Below are 18,719 nucleotides of genomic sequence, written 5' to 3' on the forward strand. Positions count from 1 at the left end.
AAGAGATTGATGATGGGTAGAGCCAAACTCACGATTATCCCCCCCGGCAAGCCGCTTACCGGACGTGCCATGCCGCCGGGGTCGAAGTCGATCACCAACCGCGCGCTGCTGCTCGCCGGCCTCGCCAAGGGAACCAGCCGGCTAACGGGTGCGCTGAAGAGCGATGACACGCGCTATATGGCCGAAGCGCTGCGCGCCATGGGCGTTGCGATCGCCGAGCCGGACGACACCACTTTCATCGTGACCGGCGACGGCAAACTGAAGTCACCGGCCGCGGCCCTGTTTCTCGGCAATGCCGGCACCGCGACCCGCTTCCTGACAGCCGCCGCCGCTCTGGTGGACGGCAAGGTGGTGGTGGACGGCGATGCGCATATGCGCAAGCGGCCGATCGGCCCGCTGGTTGACGCTCTGCGTTCCCTCGGCATCGATGCCTCGGCCGAGACCGGTTGCCCGCCCGTGACCATCAACGGCACCGGCCGCTTCGAGGCGAGCCGGGTTGAGATCGATGGCGGCCTCTCCAGCCAATATGTCTCGGCGCTGCTGATGACGGCCGCTGGCGGCGATCGGCCGGTCGATGTCGTGCTGCTTGGCGAACATATCGGCGCTCTCGGCTATATCGATCTGACGGTTGCCGCCATGCGCGCCTTCGGCGCAAAGGTGGAGCGCGTCAGCTCCGTTGCCTGGCGGGTTCAGCCGACCGGCTATCACGCGGCCGATTTCCACATCGAGCCGGATGCGTCAGCCGCGACCTATCTCTGGGCGGCGGAAGTGCTGACCGGCGGCAAGATCGATCTCGGCACGCCGGCGACGGAATTCTCGCAGCCGGACGCCCGTGCCTACGAGATGATCTCGCAGTTTCCGCATCTGCCCGCCGTCATCGACGGATCGCAGATGCAGGATGCCATTCCGACGCTTGCCGTGCTGGCTGCCTTCAATGAGACGCCGGTGCGTTTCGTCGGTATTGGCAATCTCCGCGTCAAGGAGTGCGATCGCGTCCGGGCACTGTCGAGCGGCCTGTCGCGCATTGTTCCCGGCCTCGGCACCGAGGAGGGCGACGACCTGATCGTTGCCTCCGATCCAAGCCTTGCCGGCAAGACGCTGACGGCCGAGATCGACAGCTTCGCCGATCACCGCATTGCCATGAGCTTCGCGCTTGCTGGTCTAAAGATCAGCGGCATCACCATCCTCGACCCCGATTGCGTCGCCAAGACCTTCCCGGCCTATTGGAGTGTCCTGGCGTCACTGGGAGTTGCCTACGACGATTGATACCGCCGCAAGGGCAGACGGATGGAGATTTCAGCACGCGCGGCGCTCTGAAAAATGGGGTGCCGTCGGATAGCAGGAGGTGTGATGACGCGTTGGCTTTCCGGACTCTCTATCGCTTTGCTCCTGCTGTTCTCCGCATCGCTCGCGTCAGCCGCCGAAGTCATTAACACTTTCGATCAGGCGATTATTCTCAATCGCGATGGCTCGATGCAGGTGAGCGAGACGATTGCGGTGAACGCGGAAGGCCGCGCCATCCGCCGCGGTATTTTCCGCGACTTTCCGCTGACTTTTGTCGATTCTGCAGGCCGCCAGGCGCAGGTGGATTTTGACGTCGTCTCTGTCGAGCGCGATGGACAGCCGGAAGATTGGCACAAGGAGCAGATCGAAGGCGGGGAACGCATCTATATCGGCAATGCCGATCGAATCATAAGCCGTGGCCAGCATGTCTACCGCATCGCCTACACCACCGATCGCCAGACCCGCTATTTTGAGGATCACGACGAGCTCTATTGGAACGTCACCGGCAACGGCTGGCAATTCCCAATCCTTCGCGCTTCTGCCACCGTCACCCTGCCGGACGGCGTGAAGCCGCAACAGCTTGCCTATTATACCGGGTCGATCGGGGCGACGGGCCAGGACGCGAGCGCCAGCACGCAGCAGGACAAGATCACCTTCGTCACCACGCGGCCCTTGGCCCCGGCGGAGGGCCTGACGATCGCCATCAAGCTGCCGAAGGGCGCGATCCTGCCGCCAAGCAGCCAACAATGGCACTGGTTCATAACCGATCATCTCGACGCGATCATCGCCATCGGCGGCTTGATTTTGGTGTTTGCCTATTATCTCCGCAGTTGGATTGCCGTCGGCCGCGATCCCCGACGCGGTGTGATGGTCCCGCGCTGGGATCCGCCCGAGGGTATTTCGCCGGCGTTGGTCAACTACATCGACAGCAGGGGTTTTTCCGGTGCGGGGTGGACAGCGCTGTCGGCGACGGCGATCGATCTTGCGGTGCGCGGCTATGTCATTCTGGACGACCTGAAGGAAAGGGTGGTCATCCGTCCGACCGGCAAGGCAGGCAGCGATCTCAGCGGTGGCGACAAGGTGCTCATCCAGGCCGTCGGGCCATTTTCCCCGCTTGTTATCGACAGGGCGAATGGCGAGGCGGTGCAGCAGCTTGGCTCGACATTCCGCAGCGCGATCGAGCGCGATCATCGCGGCGAATATTACAAGGCCAATTTTCTCTACGTTATCGCGGGCCTTGCCCTGTCGGTCCTTACCCTGGCTGCGATCGTGATTTTCGGCCGCTTGCACGAGAATGCGCTGCCTCTCATCATCGTGCCCGGCTTCTTGTCGATCGTGGTGACGATCTTTGCCGGCACGATCGGCCGCAGGTTCCGCCGTCATGATGCCGGTCTTGGACGGCGAATTCTTTCCGTTCTGATCGCTGCTTTCTTCGGCTTTCTATTCGTGTCGGCCGCGGTCGGCGGCTTGGCTGCGGCTGTCGTCCCGTTGTGGGAAGCGGGCGAACTGCCTCTTCTCGCCGGCATCGTCGGCATCTTCGCGCTCAACGTTGTCTTCTTTTTCCTGATGGGGGCGCCGACGCCGCTCGGGCGCAAGATGATGGATGGCATCGCCGGGCTGCGGCAATATCTGACACTGGCCGAGCGCGACCGGATGAACATGCAGGGCGCGCCGCAGATGTCGCCGCAGCATTTCGAAAAGCTGCTGCCCTATGCGGTCGCGCTCGGTGTCGAAAAGCCTTGGTCAGCCGCTTTCGAGACATGGTTGGCAACTGCCGCGGGTGCCGCTGCGGCGGCGGCCTATGCACCGGCCTGGTATTCCGGCGATTTCCACCCAGGCAATATCGGCGGCACGATCGGCGACTTTTCCTCCTCCATGGCATCCACCATCGCCTCCACCATCCCCGCGCCCGTCTCCAGCTCTTCCTCTGCCTTTTCGGGCGGTGGCGGCGATGGCGGCGGCTCCTCCGGCGGCGGTGGAGGCGGCGGAGGCGGGGGTGGATGGTGATCGCCTAGGATTGGCTTCGCGGGGGCGCGTCGTTGTTGAAGGGTGGGGTATGGGAATATCGTTTTCAATCAGAAGTGTAATCATTGCACTTCTGTCCGTCTTCTTGGCACATGCCGCGACCGCGGCTGAGATTATCACGGGGTTCGATCAAACGATAACCGTCGAACGCAGCGGCTCGCTGCAAATCGTCGAGACGATTGCCGTCGATGCCGAAGGCAAAGCTATCCGCCGCGGCATTTTCCGTGACTTTCCATTGGATTTCTTGGATGCCACCGGCCGCAAGAAGCGGGTCGATTTCAGCGTGATATCCGTCGAGCGGGACAGTCAGCCGGAGGAGTGGCGCCAGGAAGACATCGATGGCGGCACGCGCATATACATCGGGCGCCCCGATAAGGACGGAAAGACGTTCCTGCTCGACCGCGGCAAGCACACATTCCGTATCGCCTACCAAACGGATCGGCAGTTTCGATTCTTCGATGATTATGACGAGCTTTATTGGAACGTCACCGGCAACGGCTGGCAATTCCCGATCCTCCGGGGCATCGGCAACGATCATCCTGCCTGATGGGATGACGCCGCAAAGGTTTGCTTATTTTACCGGCGTTGCCGGTGCGACTGGCAAGAACGCGACGGTTACTCAACAGCCAGATAAGATCGTTTTCTCGACGACGCGCCCTCTCGCGAAAGGCGAAGGGTTGACGGTCTCTGTCATGCTGCCGAAGGGCTCCATCGTGGTGCCTGACGACCTACCACATCTTATCATGATCGCTGCCCTTGGGTTGTTCCTATTGCTCGTCTACTATCTGTGGGCGCGAAACAAGGTTGCGGTCTCGTCATTCTCGAAGGTTGTTGTGCCGCGCTGGGACCCGCCTGAAGGCGTGTCGCCAGCGGTCGCGAATTATATCGACAATAAGGGCTTTCCCCACGGGGTGGGCGCCGCGATGTCGGCGGCGCTCCTCAATCTTGCCGTGAAGGGCTATGTAACCCTGGACGATCTCGGCGACAGGCTTCTCGTTCACGCCACCGACAAGCCGCCGTCGCGGGAGCTTGATAGCGCTGAAATGCTCTTGAGAAGTGCGATCGCGCCTTATGAACCATTGGTGTTTGACCGGAAGAACGGCGCGGCAATCAGCGCTCTCGCGGCGCGGTTCAGAACCGTGATCGAGCGTGATCACGCCGGCAGATACTTCAAGACAACCAATGCAAAATTGGGTGGAGGTCTGCTGGTCACTCTTGCGGCACTCCTCGCCATTGCGATGGCGGGGTATGACAATATCGGCTTGGCGGCGGTCCTGATGCTCGTTCCGTTGGCGTTGATGATCGGATTGCCGATCATGGTTATCCGTCGGCGTGGCACCGGTCGTCGAGAGCGCATCTCCGCGATCTGGTGTCTCATCGTCGTACTCGGCCTCTTGGCATTTGTCGGCGCGCAGGTCCTTGGCCGGCCCAGCACAATAGGTCCGGAAGGCCTTGTCCTTGCCGCTCTGGTTATGTCGATAGTCGGGATCAATTTCGTTTTTGCGCCTATTCTGGAAACATGGACGAAGCTCGGCGTCGCGGTGATTGGTCAGTTGGACGGCCTGCGGCGCTATCTTTCTCTGGTGGACGAGGCGCGCATGGCGGTGCGGGACGATGTCCGGATGTCGCCGCAGCATTTTGAGAGGCTATTGCCTTATGCTGTCGCGCTTGGAGTAGAAAAGAAGTGGTCGGAGGTGTTCGAGACCTGGATCACGCCAGCTACTGGGGAAGCCGCGGGACTGGCGTCAGTGTCTTCCTATCAACCATCGTGGTGCAACCGACACCAACATTATCACCATCATCATGGGGTGGGCTGGGTGAGAGATGCCGCCGCGCTGCCGTCGGCAGTCGCGGCGTTCATACCGTCCACCATTTCCTCGGCTTTGACATCGACCTCAGCTTCTGCTTTTTCGGGAGACGTTTCGTCGGATTCGACCGGCCGGGACGAGTCTTCCGATGATCCACCAAGCCGCAGCAGCGGCTCCTCCGGCGGCGGTGGAGGCGGCGGGATGGTAATTTCGCCGTTTGCCTTGGTGACTTTTGCCGCCGGGCTTGCTAAGTCCGCCCGGACCCTTTTTGCCTCAACATAAAAGACAGTTGACATGCCCGATCTCCTTCTCGAACTCCGCTCCGAGGAAATTCCCGCCCGTATGCAGCGCAAGGCTGCCGGCGACTTGAAGAAGCTCGTCACCGACGCGCTCGTCGAAGCGGGTTTGTCCTATGAGGGTGCGCGCGAATATTGGACGCCGCGGCGGCTGGCACTCGACATTCGCGGCCTGACGGCGCGCTCGGCCGATGTGCGCGAGGAGCGCAAGGGACCGCGCACCGACGCCAATGAAAAGGCGATCGAAGGCTTTTTGCGTGGCGCCGGCCTCTCCTCCATCGCCGAGGCGCAGGTGCAGAGCGACCCGAAGAAGGGCGATTTCTACGTTGCGGTCATTTCCAAGCCCGGCCGCGCCGCCGAGGAAATCGTTGCCGAAATCATGCCCGGCATCATCCGCGATTTCCCCTGGCCGAAGTCGATGCGCTGGGGCAAGGCATCGGCCAAGCCCGGCTCGCTGCGCTGGGTGCGCCCGCTGCAGTCGATCGTCTGTCTCTTCGGCACCGAGCATGAGGAGACCGCCGTCATCCCCTTCGAGATCGACGGCATCGTCGCTTCGAACGTGACTTATGGCCATCGCTTTCATGCGCCGCAGGCGATCACCGTCAAGCGTTTCGACGACTACGTGGCGAGCCTGGAGAAGGCGAAGGTCATTCTCGATGCCGAACGCCGTAAGGACATCATTCTGCATGATGCCCGCGATGTGGCCTTTGCCAACGGCCTGGAACTTGTCGAGGACGAGGGCCTGCTGGAAGAGGTTTCCGGCCTTGTGGAATGGCCGCAGGTGCTGATGGGCTCTTTCGAAAAGGATTACCTGTCGATCCCTTCGGAGATCATCCGTCTGACGATCAAGACCAATCAGAAGTGCTTCGTCACCCGCCCGCAGGTCGGCGAGACGCTTTCCAACCGTTTCATCCTCGTCTCCAATATCCAGGCGACGGATGGCGGCAAGGAGATCATCCACGGCAACGGCAAGGTCGTGCGCGCCCGTCTTTCGGACGCGCTGCATTTCTGGAAGCGCGACCAGGGCGACCTGCCGGATCTCGAAACGCTGGAAGCCTCTGCCCAAAAATTCGGCCTTGATCTGAAAAAGCCGCTCGACCAGCGGATGGCGAAGCTCGACGCGCTGAACGTCACCTTCCATGCCAAGCTCGGCAGCCAAGGCGAGCGCGTCTCCCGTATTCGTACGCTGGCATCCGAGCTTGCCAAAATCACCGGCGCCGATCCGGCCAAGGTCGATCGCGCCGCGATCCTCGCCAAAGCCGACCTGCGCACCGAAGCCGTCGGCGAATTCCCGGAGCTTCAGGGCCTGATGGGCCGCAAATATGCGGTGCTGCAAGGCGAAGACGCTTCGGTAGCTGCCGCAATCGAAGATCACTACAAGCCGCAGGGTCCGTCCGACCGTGTGCCGGAGGATAAGGTCGCGATCACCGTCGCGCTCGCCGACAAGCTGGACACGCTAATCGGCTTCTGGGCGATCGACGAAAAGCCGACGGGGTCGAAGGATCCGTTCGCGTTGCGCCGCGCCGCTTTGGGCGTGGTGAGAATCCTGCTGGAATGCAAGGTGCGCTTGCCGCTTCTGGCGACAACAAGGGACGTCGATCTCCTCGCCTTCTTCCATGACCGCCTGAAGGTTTACCTCCGCGATCAGGGCGCCCGTTACGACCTTATCGACTCCGTGCTGACGCCGGAAGCCGACGATCTCCTGATGGTCGCCCGCCGTGTCGAAGCGCTGACCGCTTTCATCACCTCCGAAGACGGCAAGAACCTGCTTGCCGGCACCAAGCGCGCCACCCAGCTTCTCGCCGCCGAGGAGAAGAAGGGCACGGTCATAGCCGATGGCGCTTCAGAAAACCTATTGAAGCTCGATGCCGAAAAAGACCTCTTCGCCGCCATCACCAAAGCTTCCGCCGAAGCCTCCGATGCGATCGCCAAGGAAGATTTCCGTTCCGCCATGGCCGCGCTCTCCAAGCTGCGCGCACCCGTCGACCGCTTCTTCGAAGACGTGCTCGTCAATGACGAGGACGCCGCCATTCGAGCCAATCGTCTCGCGCTGCTGCGCCTGATCCGCGAAGCGACAGGCACGGTGGCGGATTTCTCGAAGATTTCGGGGTAAGGCATGGAGGCGCGATGACTGGAAAAATCCTCGTCAGCGCCTGCCTCATGGGTCATGCCGTCCGTTATGACGGCCGCTCGAAGTCGCTCGTCCATCCGGCGATCGAACGATGGCGCGAGGAAGGGCGGCTGGTGACGATCTGTCCGGAAATGTCCGCTGGCATGGCAGTTCCAAGGCCGCCGGCCGAAATTGCCAATGGTGCGACCGGTGAGGACGTGCTTGCCGGCAGTGCACGTGTGATGGAGATCACCGGCGGGGATGTCACGCAGGGATTTCTTCAGGCGGCTGAAAATGCCCTGGCGCTCGCTCGGGAAACCGGCTGCCGCTATGCTCTGCTGATCGATGGCAGCCCGTCCTGCGGCTCGGGCTTCATTTATGATGGCACCTTCTCCGGCGGCCGGCATGCCGGCCACGGTGTCGCGGCGGCGCTGTTGAAGCGGGCAGGCATTGAAGTCTATTCCGACCGCGAGATTGACACGCTCGTCGAGCGGCTGGCGACGGCCGACTGAGGCAACCGTTCATACCAAAAAAGAAAACCGCCGGGTTTGCGCCCGGCGGCTGCTGACATTTGTTGCGTTGCCGCTTACGCGGCGCGGCGGCTCTGGGCGAGCGGACGGCTGTCGTTGACGCGGAAGCCGCGGATGAGCCCGAGCAGATCCTCGGTGTCGGCGGCGAGCGTTTCGGCCGATGCCGTCGTCTCTTCGGCCATGGCGGCGTTCTGCTGCGTGGCAGCGTCGAGCTGGTTCATCGAAGACGAGATCGAGCGCAATGTCGTATCCTGCTCGGAGGCGCTGTGGGCGATCTTCGAGACGATCTCATTGGCGGCCTTGATCTGGTCGGAGATGCGCTTCAGCGCTTCGCCTGCCTCGCCGACGAGGCGAACGCCCTCGTCGACTTGGCCGGAGGAGCGGGCGATCTGGTCCTTGATTTCCTTGGCGGCAGCGGCCGAGCGCTGCGCCAGTTCGCGTACTTCCTGGGCGACAACGGCAAAGCCCTTGCCGGATTCGCCGGCACGAGCCGCCTCGACGCCGGCGTTCAGCGCCAGAAGATTGGTTTGGAAGGCGATCTCGTCGATGACGCCGATGATCTTGCTGATCTCTTCCGACGATTTCTCGATGCCGCTCATCGCGTCGATCGCCTGGGCAACGACGGCGTCGCTGCGCGATGCCTCGGTGCTGACGGCGTGCACGCGTTTGCTGGCCTCATGGGCGCCTTCGGCGGTCTGGCGCACGGCGACGGTGAGTTCGTCGAGCGCTGCCGAGGTCTCTTCCAGGCTCGCGGCCTGGCGCTCGGTGCGCTGCGACAGCTCGTTCGAGGCCCTGCGGATTTCTTCCTTGCTGACGCCGATGTCGTTGCCCTTGGCATTGACCCGACCCATGGCGGCTTCCAGATGTAGCAGCGCCTCGTTGAAGTTGTTGCGCAGCCCGGCATAGCCAATGCCGATATCGCCGCAGCGCACGGTCAGATCGCCCTGGGCGAGTGCTTCGAGCGCCCGGCCGATGATGGAGACGACGCGTGCCTGCTCATGCGCTTCGTCCTGCTGCTGACGAAGGTTCTGTTCGCGCTCGCTGCTGATTTCCAGCTCCTGGGCGGCCTGACGATCCGCCAGCGCATGGCGTTCGCGCACCTTCTCCTGCAGCGCCAGGGTGGCCCTAGCCATAAGCCCGATCTCGTTGCGCATCTCGGCGTGCGGAATGACGATCTTCACGTCGTCATCGGCCACGGCCTTGAGAGCGGTATGGACCTCGGCGAGCGGCTTGGTAATGCCACGGATGAAATAGAGGGCGGAACCGATGCCGACCAGGAAGACGAAGCCGCAGATCAGCAGCGCCCGCCACATTGCCGCGTGAATCTGGCCTTCGAGGTCGTCCATATAGACGCCGCAGCCGAGAACGATCTGCCAGGGTTCGAAGGCTGCCGAATAGCTGCCCTTCAGGAAAAGCTCACCGTCGGGATGGCCGGGCTTGCCCCAGTAATAGACTGTACGGCCGCCGCCCTTGATGCCCTTTTCTACCATTTCCTTGCTGAAATAGGTGCCGCTCTTGTCGACCTGGCCGGACATGTCCTTGCCGACATTAGCCGGATTGGGATGAAAGCGCATAATGGCGCTGTAGTCCAAGCCGAAGAGATAGCCGGCGGGCTGGAAGCTGATATGCGAGAGGATCTTGAAGGCTTCGGCCTGGGCCGCCTCATGCGTCATCTCACCGGATTTTTCGCGCTGATAATATTGATTCAGAACCGAAATACCGGACTCGACCTGCGTGCGGAGCATGTCGAAGCGATCGTCATAGATGGAATCCGCCTGCGACCGGATCTGGAAATAGGTCGCCACGGCAAAAGCGGCCATAAGCAAGCCGAGAAGGGCGAAGAGTTGACGCGCGATCTTGAGATTCTTCATAATGCCTCGCAACAGGGTAGGACGAATACCGGCGCGGTCTTCTACCGCCTGTGCGATCGCCTGGGAGAACCCCAATACGCTTGCCGCTGCTCGAAATGACATGCTGCTGTCCGGTGCAAGCAAAATCGCGCTTTATGTCTAACAAAGTTTTAATCAAAACCGCGTGATCAGGATTTAAGCAGTTTTAATCAATCGCTCCGTTGCATCGCAATAAATAATACTAACTCGCTTTCAAGTTTATCTGGAATTGGCGGCAAAATTCTTTTGCCTTGTTATACAAAACAAATGCGCCCCTGCTTCTCTTCAGGGGCGCATAGGTCCGCCTTGCGGCAGACCCCGTCGACCGAAACTTTGGCCGGGCGGGGCAGGGAACAGGATAAAACGGCTGTTATTACTGGCGAAGCTGAAAGCCGGAGAGATCGAGCGGCGGGGGTGCCTTCGCCTTGGCGGATTCGGGCAGTGCGGCCGTTTTGGTGGCAAAATCGATGCCGTCGCTCGGAGCGTCGGCGGCCGCAAGGGCTTCAGGTGTCGGCTTGGAGATGAAGACGACCGGAGAGCCACCCATCCAGGCTTCGGTGCGAACCACCTTCCGCTGGCCATCGATGTCGCGCACGACGATGGACTGTGTGCCCGGCGTCAGCTCTGGCACCACATAATCCTTCTTGACGGCTTCCGGCTTGAGCGCCGGGCAGTCGGTGCAAACCTTGTCGATGATGCTGCCGCCGCCGGTTTCCGTCTTGCTGTCGATGGGCTGGATTGACGAAGCCATGGCCGAGCCGGCGGCCAGCACACATGCCAAAGTCAGGAAAAAGGGACGCATAACAAAACCACTCCGTCTTATATGGCGGAGAGATTAGCGCCGCTTTGTTTCCATCCCGTCAGGAGATTTGCTAAAAGTTTAGCGGAACCGCAGAAATCGGCACAGGCTGGCGTTCTTCGGTTCAAGCCTTTTCCCGTTCGATTGCGCGCCAGCCAATATCGCTTCGATTGAAACCATTCGGCCATTGCACCTCGACAGCCAGGGCATAGGCGCGCTTCTGAGCGTCACTGACTGTCTTGCCGGTCGCCGTAATGTTCAGCACCCGGCCGCCGGTTGCCACCAGCGCGCCATCCTGCAGCGCTGTGCCGGCATGAAACACCTTGGCGTCGTCGCTGTCGGCGGGCAGGGCCGCTATCGGCGTGTTCTTCGCATAGGAGCCAGGATAGCCTTTCGAGGCCATCACCACCGTCAGCGCCACATCGTCGCTCCACTCGGCGCTGACCTGATCCAGCGTGCCGTTGGCGCAGGCGAGAAGCAGCGGCAGCAGGTCGCTCTTCAGTCGCATCATCAGCACCTGGCACTCCGGATCCCCGAAGCGGACATTATATTCAATCAGTTCCGGCCCTTTGGCGGTGATCATGAGCCCGGCGAAGAAGACGCCGGAGAAGGGATGGCCGCTTTCCGCCATGCCGCGGATTGTCGGTTCGATGATTTCCTTCATCGTGCGCTCGACCAGGTCAGCCGTCATGACCGGAGCGGGGGAATAGGCGCCCATGCCGCCGGTGTTCGGGCCGGTATCGCCGTCGCCGACGCGCTTGTGATCCTGGGCGGTGGCGAGTGCCAGCGCATGCTTGCCGTCGCAAAGGCAGAAGAAGCTCGCCTCTTCACCATCGAGATAAGCCTCGATAACGACTTCGGCGCCGGCCGCGCCAAATGCACCTTCAAAGCAGTCATCGACAGCGGCGAGCGCTTCCTCGACCGTCATGGCAACGGTGACGCCCTTGCCGGCGGCAAGCCCATCGGCCTTGACGACGATCGGGGCGCCCTGCGCACGGATGTAGGCTTTCGCTTTCGGCGCATTGTTGAAACGCTGATAGGCGCCGGTCGGGATATTGTAGCGGGCGCAGATATCCTTGGTGAACCCCTTGGAGCCTTCCAACTGCGCGGCGGCCGCGGAGGGCCCGAAAACGGCAATGCCCTCGGCCCGCAAGCGGTCGGCAAGGCCTGCGACCAGCGGCGCCTCCGGGCCGACGACGACGAAGTCGATGGCCTTTTCCTTGCAGAAGGAAACGATGGCGCCATGATCTTCGACGTCGATGGCGGCAAGCGTCGCATGTTCGGCAATGCCGGGATTGCCGGGCGCGGCGTAGAATTCCGTCATCAGTGGCGATTGCGCTAGCTTCCAGGCCAGAGCGTGCTCGCGTCCGCCCGATCCGATCAACAGAACTTTCATGGCTTGCCCTTTTCTAGAGCAATTCCAGGAAAAGTGCGTAGCGGTTTTCCGTCCGGAATTGCGTGAAAACAAAGAGATAGAGCAGTTCAGCGAATCCGTGAAGCGCGGAACTGCTCTAACGTCCATTTGCGCGGTTAAGGGCCGTTGGACCAAAGGTCAAGCGGCAAATCCTGTGGAGGCATAGGCTACAACATTGCCACGCCTTTTTGTGGCACTATGGTCGCCGCACTTTTATCAAGTTCAGAGAATCATATGGCCGCCGATATTCGCTCCCTTGCCGCCACCATCGCCACAGAGATCAATTCGCGTCCGGATCAGGCCAAGGCCGCGATCGAGCTTCTCGACGAAGGCGCCACGGTGCCCTTCATTGCCCGGTATCGTAAGGAAGTGACTGGTGGATTAGATGACGGCCAGTTGCGCACGCTGGCGGAACGCCTCGTCTATCTGCGCGAGCTGGAAGCCCGCCGGGCGGCAATCGTCGAGTCGATTACCGGCCAGGGCAAGATGACCGATGAGCTGATGCGCAAGATCGCGGTGGTCGCCACTAAGGCAGAGCTGGAAGATCTCTATCTGCCCTATAAGCCGAAGCGTCGCACCCGCGCCGAAATCGCCAGGGAGCGCGGCCTCGGCCCGTTGGCCGATACCATCCTTGCCGATCGCTCTAAGGAGCCTGCGGTCCTCGCGGAAGGTTTCATCACCGCTGACGTGCCCGACGTGAAAACGGCGCTCGAAGGCGCGCGCGACATCATCGCCGAAGGCATTGCCGAAAATGCCGATCTGCTCGGCAAGCTGCGCAGCTATATGAAAACGAATGCGTTGCTGAAAGCCAGGGTCGTTGACGGCAAGCAGGAGGCTGGTGCGAAATTCGCCGATTATTTCGACCATCAGGAACGCTGGGCAACCGCCCCCGGCCATCGCGCGCTCGCCATGCTGCGCGGCTGGAATGAGGAGGTGCTGACGCTGACCATCGAGGTTGACATCGATGCCGTCTCGCCGAACAAGCCGGTCGAGCGGATGATCGCGACGGCWTACGAGATCGGCCCGAGCAGGCCTGGTGATCGCTGGTTGACGGAGGTGGCAAGCTGGACCTGGCGGGTCAAGCTCTCCATGTCGCTGTCGCTCGACCTGATGCGAGAGCTGCGTGAACGGGCGGAAGAGGAAGCCATCCACGTCTTTGCCCGCAATCTGAAGGATCTTTTGCTCGCGGCTCCGGCCGGGTCGCGTGCGACCATGGGCCTCGATCCGGGCATCCGCACCGGCGTCAAGGTCGCCGTGGTCGATGGCACGGGCAAGTTGCTGGAGACGACGACGGTCTATCCCTTCCCGCCCAAAAATGACGTGCGCGGCACGCAGGCGACCTTGGCGACATTGATCCGCAAGCACAAGGTCGAGCTGATCTCCATCGGCAACGGCACCGGCAGCCGCGAGACGGAGAAACTGGTGGCCGATATGCTCGCCGATCTGCCGGCACCGAAACCGACCAAAGTGATTGTTTCCGAGGCAGGCGCATCCGTCTATTCCGCCTCGGAAACGGCAGCGCTGGAGTTCCCCGGCCTCGATGTATCACTGCGCGGCGCCGTCTCCATCGCCCGTCGCCTGCAGGATCCGCTGGCAGAACTCGTGAAGATCGAGCCGAAGTCGATCGGCGTCGGCCAATACCAGCACGATGTCGACCAGCAGAAGCTGTCACGCTCGCTCGATGCCGTCGTGGAGGATGCGGTGAACGCAGTCGGTGTCGACCTCAACACCGCCTCCGCGCCGCTGCTTGCCCGCGTCTCGGGTTTGGGCCCGTCCATTGCCGATGCGATCGTCAGGCATCGCGACGGGGAGGGACGCTTCGAAACCCGCCGCGACCTGCTGAAGGTTGCCCGTCTCGGCCAGCGCACCTTCGAGCAATGCGCCGGCTTCCTGCGCATCCCTGATGGCAAGGAGCCGCTCGACGCCTCATCGGTGCATCCGGAAGCCTATGGCGTGGCCAAGCGGATCGTTGCGGCCTGCGGCCGTGATCTGCGCAGCCTGATGGGTGATGCCGCCGCGCTGAAGGCGGTTGATCCCCGCCAGTTCATCGACGAAAAATTCGGCCTCCCGACGGTGCGCGACATCATTGCCGAACTGGAAAAGCCCGGCCGCGATCCGCGCCCGAGCTTCAGGACCGCGACCTTCGCCGAAGGCATCAACGAGATCGGCGATCTCAAGCCCGGGATGCTGCTGGAGGGCACGGTGACTAATGTCGCTGCCTTCGGCGCTTTCGTCGATATCGGCGTCCACCAGGATGGTCTCGTCCACGTCTCGCAGCTCGCCGACCGCTTCGTGAAGGACCCGCATGCGGTGGTTAAGGCCGGCGACATCGTGAAAGTGAAAGTTGTGGAGGTAGACGTCAAACGCAAACGAATCGGTCTTTCCATGCGCAAAGATGGCAGCGCCGTGGCAGCGACGCCTGGACAGCAATCGCGCGAAAAAACTGGCGGGCACAACGCTGGCGGTAGGCGTGACAGCGGTCAGAAACCGGAGCAGCAAGGCAGCTTCGGCGCCGCTCTGGCGGACGCACTCAAGCGAAAATAAGTACTTAGCGAGACTCAGTGCAAGAATGTCACACTCTGGCAGAGTTGTTGCCGGAGTGCCAATCAGTGCGAAAAGGTGTGCTTGCCACAATGCTATGAGGCGCTAAAGTCAGCGGCAATGTCATGTCATCATATGCGAGGCGTCCATGGCGTCGGCACTCTTCTCGATTGTCAAGAAAATCGTCCGTAAAGGCTCTCTGAAACTTACACTCGCGTCCGGCGAGACGCACATGATCGGCGATGGATCCGGCGAAACGGTTGCCGTCCGCGTCGCTGACCAACAGGCGGAGGACGCGATTGGGCGCGATCCGACCCTGAAGCTCGGCGAAATGTACATGGAGGGACGCTTCATTCTGGAGCAGGGGGATATCTATGAATTCCTCTCGCTTGTGAAGCAGAACACCACCAACGAGATCTTTGACCTGCGCATGGCAGCGCTCCTGATCGGCCGCATCGCCTGGCAGCAGATCAAGAGTCGCTCGCCGATCAACCGCAACAAATACAATGTTGCGCATCACTATGATTTGTCGGCCAAGCTCTTCGATCTCTTCCTCGATGAGGACTGGCAATATTCCTGCGCCTATTTCGTGCCACCCGGCATTAGCCTCGATGAAGCGCAACTGGCCAAGAAGCGCCATATTGCCGCCAAGCTCCTGGTCGAGCCAGGCCAGCGCGTTCTCGAGATCGGCTCCGGTTGGGGCGGCATGGGCATGTATCTTGCCGAAGCCAATCCCGGCCTCGATTTCACCGGCATTACGCTCAGCGAGGAGCAGCTCAAGGTTTCGCGCGATCGCGCCGCCAAGCGTGGACTCTCCGAGCGCATGCGCTTCGAGCTTCAGGACTACCGCTATATGACCGGCAGGAAGTTCGACCGCATCGTCTCGGTCGGCATGTTCGAGCATGTCGGCATTGGCAACTATGGCAAGTTCTTCGGCAAGGTCTCTGAGTTGCTCGACGATAACGGCGTCATGGTGCTGCACTCAATCGCCCGTCCGAAGCCGAGCTTCGCCACCAACGCCTTCATCGAGAAGTATATTTTCCCCGGCGGCTACATTCCATCGGTTGGGGAGGCCGTGATGCCGCTGGAAAAGGCGGGGCTTATGGTCAAGGACATCGAAATCCTGCCGATGCATTATGCCCATACGCTGCGGCACTGGCGCAACCGTTTCGTGGCGCGCAAGGCCGAGGCCGTCGCGCTCTACGACGAGAAGTTCTTCCGCATGTGGGAGTTCTATCTGGCCGGCTCGGAAATGGGCTTCCGCTGGGATGACCTCTTCATCATGCAGATCCAGATTGCCAAGAACCAGTTCGCAGTTCCCGACAACCGCAATTACATCGCCGAGCGGGAAGCAAAGCTCAGGCAATTTGAGGCAACCCGCGCGCCGCTGGAAAAGGTGACGTTCTAACCTCTGCACGCAATATTGGGATTGCGCCGGGCCCTGGTTTCCCATGGGCCCGGCGTTTTGATTTTGATCCTGCCGGATAGGACGGCTTCTATGTTATTTGACCACTTGAACGGTCAGATTCTCGTCGCTGACTTTGCTTGCATATAAGACGGTCATACGCACAATGAACTGATCCGTGCCGGTGAAGCCGGGATCGGACGTGTAATATACCGTCGTTCCCTCGACCGGCTTGCCACTGCAGACGTAAGCGTCGCTGTCCTTGTCGTATTTCACGCGAACCGGGCCATGTTCGAAAGTGACCTTGCCATGGCTGGGTTGCTTGACGATCCCGGTATAAGGGTAGGAATTGAACGTACAATCGCGCTTCACGGAAGCGGCCATGCCGAGCGCCGTCTTTTTCCCGGAGACTACTCTGTGGGAGTATTGGTTTTGTTTGGTGCCATCAAGCGGCGTGCCGACACAGCCTGAAAGCGTCATGCCGATGCCGACAAATGCACTGAGAGAAATCAAAGATATAGTATTCATTTCGGTCTATTCCTGAGTGCTGCCTGGTAATACCCATGATTGAGTATCTCATGCGGCAGTTAAATCACCGCGACACATCGGCGCAGGCTCGGATCCCATGAAACCGCCCTCCAAAGTTTCGTCTGCTGTTCCCTGAATTCGGTCGCGTTTGGTTAAGGGAGCGGTAACGCGATCGGGATAATTTGCGGCAACTCTGAGGGCGTGTATGGCCCTTTGTATTGCGTATTATGGAGTTGTTTGTGTTTACGAATTCGCGTCTGTTTTTCACCCTCGGCCTGTTCGCCGCCTCTGCCGGCGCCGCTTGCGCCGGCGACGGTCAGCATTTCTGGTCGGGCGACTGGTACCTAAGCGTCGGTGCAGCCGGTTTCACGGCACCGAAGTTTGAAGGCAGCAAACACAACAAGCTGCAGTGGTCGCCGTTGATCTCCGTAGGCAAACAAGGTCCAGGCCCGCGTTTCTCCTCGCGCAACGACAATCCCTCTTTTGCACTCATCGATAACGACGGTATCCGGGCCGGCATCGTCGGCAAATTCGTGCCGAGCCGGGATTCCAGCGACGGTCACGAGCTGAAGGGCCTGAAGAAGGTGAAGTGGGGCGCCGAAGCAGGCGGCTTCGTCGAAGCCTACCCCACCGATTGGCTGCGCGCCCGCGTCGAAGTCCGCCAGGGCATTCGCGCGCATAGCGGCGTCGTCGCCGATGCCGCCGTCGACGCCTTCACCGACATCACGCCGGAACTGCGCCTTTCCGGCGGGCCGCGCATGACGCTTGCTTCCCCCGACTATTTCGACACTTATTACGGCGTCAACGCCAAGGAGTCCGCGGCATCCGGCCTCAGCCGCTACAATCCGGGTGGCGGTATAAAGTCTGTCGGCGCCGGCGGCGCGTTGACTTGGAAGGCGACGCAGAACTGGACCACAAGCGCCTTTGTCGAATATACGCGCCTGACTGGTCCGGCAGCCGACAGCAGCCTCGTGCGCGAGCGCGGCGATCGCAACCAGTTGCTGGTGGGCGTCTCCGCCAGCTACAAGTTCAATTTCACGCTGAACTGAAAAGAGCGGGGCCCAGCCCCGCCGCTTGACCGCAGGCGCCAGATATCACTACTAGTCGTCTATGCAAAATACAGGCGACATCAAAGGGCGCGTCGCGGACGCGCCCTCCGGCAACTGGGTTTACCGCATCCTGCCCCCGGCGCTTTGGCCTTATGCGCAGCTCGCGCGCTGGGACAGGCCGATCGGCTGGGAGCTTTTGATGTGGCCGTGCTTCTGGTCGGCCGCATTGGCGGCCAATGCCGCAGCGGCGGCAGGCCAGGCCTCGCCCGGCTTTCTGCTGATCTACCACCTTTTCCTCTATTTCATCGGCGCCGTCGCCATGCGCGGCGCCGGCTGCGCCTATAATGATCTGGTCGATCACGAGATTGACATGGCAGTGGCCCGCACGCGCTCGCGCCCGCTGCCCTCCGGCCGCGTCACGCGCGCGCAGGCGAAGATTTTCATAGCGCTGCAGGCGCTGGTCGGCCTCGTGGTCCTGCTGCAGTTCAATTGGTTCACCGTCGTTCTCGGCGTGCTATCGCTCGCCATCGTCGCGCTTTATCCCTTCGCCAAACGCTTTACCGACTGGCCGCAGTTCTTCCTGGGGCTGGCTTTCTCCTGGGGTGCGTTGATGGGCTGGGCCGGGCTCTTCGGCGGTCTGTCGCTTGCTCCCATCTTGCTTTATGCCGCGGCCATCGTGTGGACGATCGGTTATGACACGATCTATGCCCATCAGGACAAGGAGGATGACGAGCTGATCGGCGTGCGCTCTACAGCCCGGCTCTTCGGCGACAAGACGCGCCTCTGGCTGGTCGGCCTCTACGGTGCGACGCTGCTGCTGATGCTGTTGTCCTTTGCACTGGCGGGAGCAGGGTGGCTCTCCTATGTCGGCCTTCTGATTGCCGGCGGGATGTTCGCCTACCAGATCGCCGTGCTCGACATCAATGATGGGCAGCAGTGCCTGATCCTATTCAGATCCAACGGCAAGGTCGGCCTCATCATCTTCGCCGGCCTCTTCCTGTCGTTTCTATTTCTCGTTCCGTGATGAAAGCGGGCCGCACA

14 protein-coding genes are annotated in these 18,719 nt (G+C 61.2%); 10 read left to right on the plus strand and 4 right to left on the minus strand.

Annotation, left to right across the window (positions count from 1 at the left end; translation table 11 throughout):
• Window positions 1–9 precede the first annotated feature (9 nt).
• The 6 genes from QDY28_RS04825 (at window position 10) to QDY28_RS04850 (ending at window position 8,035) form a co-directional block, all read left to right on the plus strand.
• Window positions 10–1,266, plus strand: coding sequence for a 3-phosphoshikimate 1-carboxyvinyltransferase (locus tag QDY28_RS04825; RefSeq protein WP_331380531.1), 1,257 nt, complete (start codon window positions 10–12; stop codon window positions 1,264–1,266).
• A gap of 84 nt (window positions 1,267–1,350) precedes the next feature.
• Window positions 1,351–3,291, plus strand: coding sequence for a DUF2207 domain-containing protein (locus QDY28_RS04830; RefSeq protein ID WP_331380532.1), 1,941 nt, complete (start codon window positions 1,351–1,353; stop codon window positions 3,289–3,291).
• A complete protein-coding gene (locus QDY28_RS04835) occupies window positions 3,236–3,856 on the plus strand; it encodes a DUF2207 domain-containing protein (RefSeq protein ID WP_331380863.1) in 621 nt (206 codons plus the stop codon). The genes QDY28_RS04830 and QDY28_RS04835 overlap by 56 nt, the downstream gene beginning before the upstream one ends.
• A 145-nt stretch (window positions 3,857–4,001) precedes the next feature.
• The gene (locus tag QDY28_RS04840; protein WP_331380533.1) at window positions 4,002–5,399 is read left to right on the plus strand and encodes a DUF2207 domain-containing protein; all 1,398 of its coding nucleotides are present in this window, start codon (window positions 4,002–4,004) and stop codon (window positions 5,397–5,399) included.
• 12 nt (window positions 5,400–5,411) lie between these two features.
• Window positions 5,412–7,526 carry a glycine--tRNA ligase subunit beta gene (gene glyS, locus QDY28_RS04845; protein WP_331380534.1) on the plus strand — a complete coding sequence of 705 codons (2,115 nt, stop codon included), beginning with the start codon at window positions 5,412–5,414 and terminating at the stop codon, window positions 7,524–7,526.
• Window positions 7,527–7,540: 14 nt separating this feature from the next.
• Complete coding sequence (locus tag QDY28_RS04850) at window positions 7,541–8,035, plus strand: DUF523 domain-containing protein (protein ID WP_331380535.1); 495 nt, start codon at window positions 7,541–7,543, stop codon at window positions 8,033–8,035.
• 74 nt (window positions 8,036–8,109) lie between these two features.
• Here the strand turns inward: QDY28_RS04850 and QDY28_RS04855 are convergent, their stop codons facing one another.
• From QDY28_RS04855 to purD, 3 genes are all read right to left on the minus strand, one after another.
• Window positions 8,110–9,924 (minus strand): methyl-accepting chemotaxis protein, encoded by a 1,815-nt coding sequence (locus QDY28_RS04855; protein WP_331380864.1) that lies wholly within the window; start codon window positions 9,922–9,924, stop codon window positions 8,110–8,112.
• A gap of 391 nt (window positions 9,925–10,315) precedes the next feature.
• Window positions 10,316–10,744, minus strand: a complete 429-nt coding sequence (locus tag QDY28_RS04860; RefSeq protein WP_331380536.1) for a plant virulence effector HPE1-like domain-containing protein — start codon at window positions 10,742–10,744, stop codon at window positions 10,316–10,318.
• 121 nt (window positions 10,745–10,865) lie between these two features.
• Window positions 10,866–12,137, minus strand: a complete 1,272-nt coding sequence (purD, locus tag QDY28_RS04865; protein ID WP_331380537.1) for a phosphoribosylamine--glycine ligase — start codon at window positions 12,135–12,137, stop codon at window positions 10,866–10,868.
• Window positions 12,138–12,389: 252 nt separating this feature from the next.
• On the opposite strand from purD, the gene QDY28_RS04870 reads away from it, so the two are divergent.
• A complete protein-coding gene (locus tag QDY28_RS04870) occupies window positions 12,390–14,699 on the plus strand; it encodes a Tex family protein (RefSeq protein WP_331380538.1) in 2,310 nt (769 codons plus the stop codon).
• A 145-nt stretch (window positions 14,700–14,844) separates the two neighbouring features.
• Window positions 14,845–16,104: a cyclopropane-fatty-acyl-phospholipid synthase family protein gene (locus QDY28_RS04875; protein WP_331380539.1), complete on the plus strand. Its 1,260-nt coding sequence runs from the start codon at window positions 14,845–14,847 to the stop codon at window positions 16,102–16,104.
• Between the two features lie 93 nt (window positions 16,105–16,197).
• Here QDY28_RS04875 and QDY28_RS04880 read toward each other — a convergent pair whose 3' ends face one another.
• Window positions 16,198–16,629 (minus strand): hypothetical protein, encoded by a 432-nt coding sequence (locus QDY28_RS04880; protein WP_331380540.1) that lies wholly within the window; start codon window positions 16,627–16,629, stop codon window positions 16,198–16,200.
• Between the two features lie 227 nt (window positions 16,630–16,856).
• Between QDY28_RS04880 and QDY28_RS04885 the strand changes: the two genes are divergently transcribed.
• Both QDY28_RS04885 and ubiA read left to right on the plus strand, forming a co-directional pair.
• The gene (locus tag QDY28_RS04885; protein ID WP_331380541.1) at window positions 16,857–17,678 is read left to right on the plus strand and encodes a MipA/OmpV family protein; all 822 of its coding nucleotides are present in this window, start codon (window positions 16,857–16,859) and stop codon (window positions 17,676–17,678) included.
• Between the two features lie 61 nt (window positions 17,679–17,739).
• Window positions 17,740–18,702, plus strand: a complete 963-nt coding sequence (ubiA, locus tag QDY28_RS04890; protein ID WP_331380543.1) for a 4-hydroxybenzoate octaprenyltransferase — start codon at window positions 17,740–17,742, stop codon at window positions 18,700–18,702.
• Window positions 18,703–18,719: the final 17 nt, after the last annotated feature.

The sequence above is a fragment of the Rhizobium sp. BR 362 genome, assembly GCF_036528765.1.
In the GTDB taxonomy this organism is placed as follows: domain Bacteria; phylum Pseudomonadota; class Alphaproteobacteria; order Rhizobiales; family Rhizobiaceae; genus Rhizobium.

Excerpts from the sequence above, each read along its gene's own strand:
- QDY28_RS04825 (WP_331380531.1), top strand. The coding sequence starts at position 10 with ATGATGGGTAGAGCCAAACTCACGATTATCCCCCCCGGCAAGCCGCTT.
- QDY28_RS04830 (WP_331380532.1), top strand. The coding sequence starts at position 1,351 with ATGACGCGTTGGCTTTCCGGACTCTCTATCGCTTTGCTCCTGCTGTTC.
- QDY28_RS04835 (WP_331380863.1), top strand. The coding sequence starts at position 3,236 with ATGGCGGCGGCTCCTCCGGCGGCGGTGGAGGCGGCGGAGGCGGGGGTG.
- QDY28_RS04840 (WP_331380533.1), top strand. The coding sequence starts at position 4,002 with ATGCTGCCGAAGGGCTCCATCGTGGTGCCTGACGACCTACCACATCTT.
- glyS (WP_331380534.1), top strand. The coding sequence starts at position 5,412 with ATGCCCGATCTCCTTCTCGAACTCCGCTCCGAGGAAATTCCCGCCCGT.
- QDY28_RS04850 (WP_331380535.1), top strand. The coding sequence starts at position 7,541 with ATGACTGGAAAAATCCTCGTCAGCGCCTGCCTCATGGGTCATGCCGTC.
- QDY28_RS04855 (WP_331380864.1), bottom strand. The coding sequence starts at position 9,924 with ATGAAGAATCTCAAGATCGCGCGTCAACTCTTCGCCCTTCTCGGCTTG.
- QDY28_RS04860 (WP_331380536.1), bottom strand. The coding sequence starts at position 10,744 with ATGCGTCCCTTTTTCCTGACTTTGGCATGTGTGCTGGCCGCCGGCTCG.
- purD (WP_331380537.1), bottom strand. The coding sequence starts at position 12,137 with ATGAAAGTTCTGTTGATCGGATCGGGCGGACGCGAGCACGCTCTGGCC.
- QDY28_RS04875 (WP_331380539.1), top strand. The coding sequence starts at position 14,845 with ATGGCGTCGGCACTCTTCTCGATTGTCAAGAAAATCGTCCGTAAAGGC.
- QDY28_RS04880 (WP_331380540.1), bottom strand. The coding sequence starts at position 16,629 with ATGAATACTATATCTTTGATTTCTCTCAGTGCATTTGTCGGCATCGGC.
- QDY28_RS04885 (WP_331380541.1), top strand. The coding sequence starts at position 16,857 with ATGGAGTTGTTTGTGTTTACGAATTCGCGTCTGTTTTTCACCCTCGGC.
- ubiA (WP_331380543.1), top strand. The coding sequence starts at position 17,740 with ATGCAAAATACAGGCGACATCAAAGGGCGCGTCGCGGACGCGCCCTCC.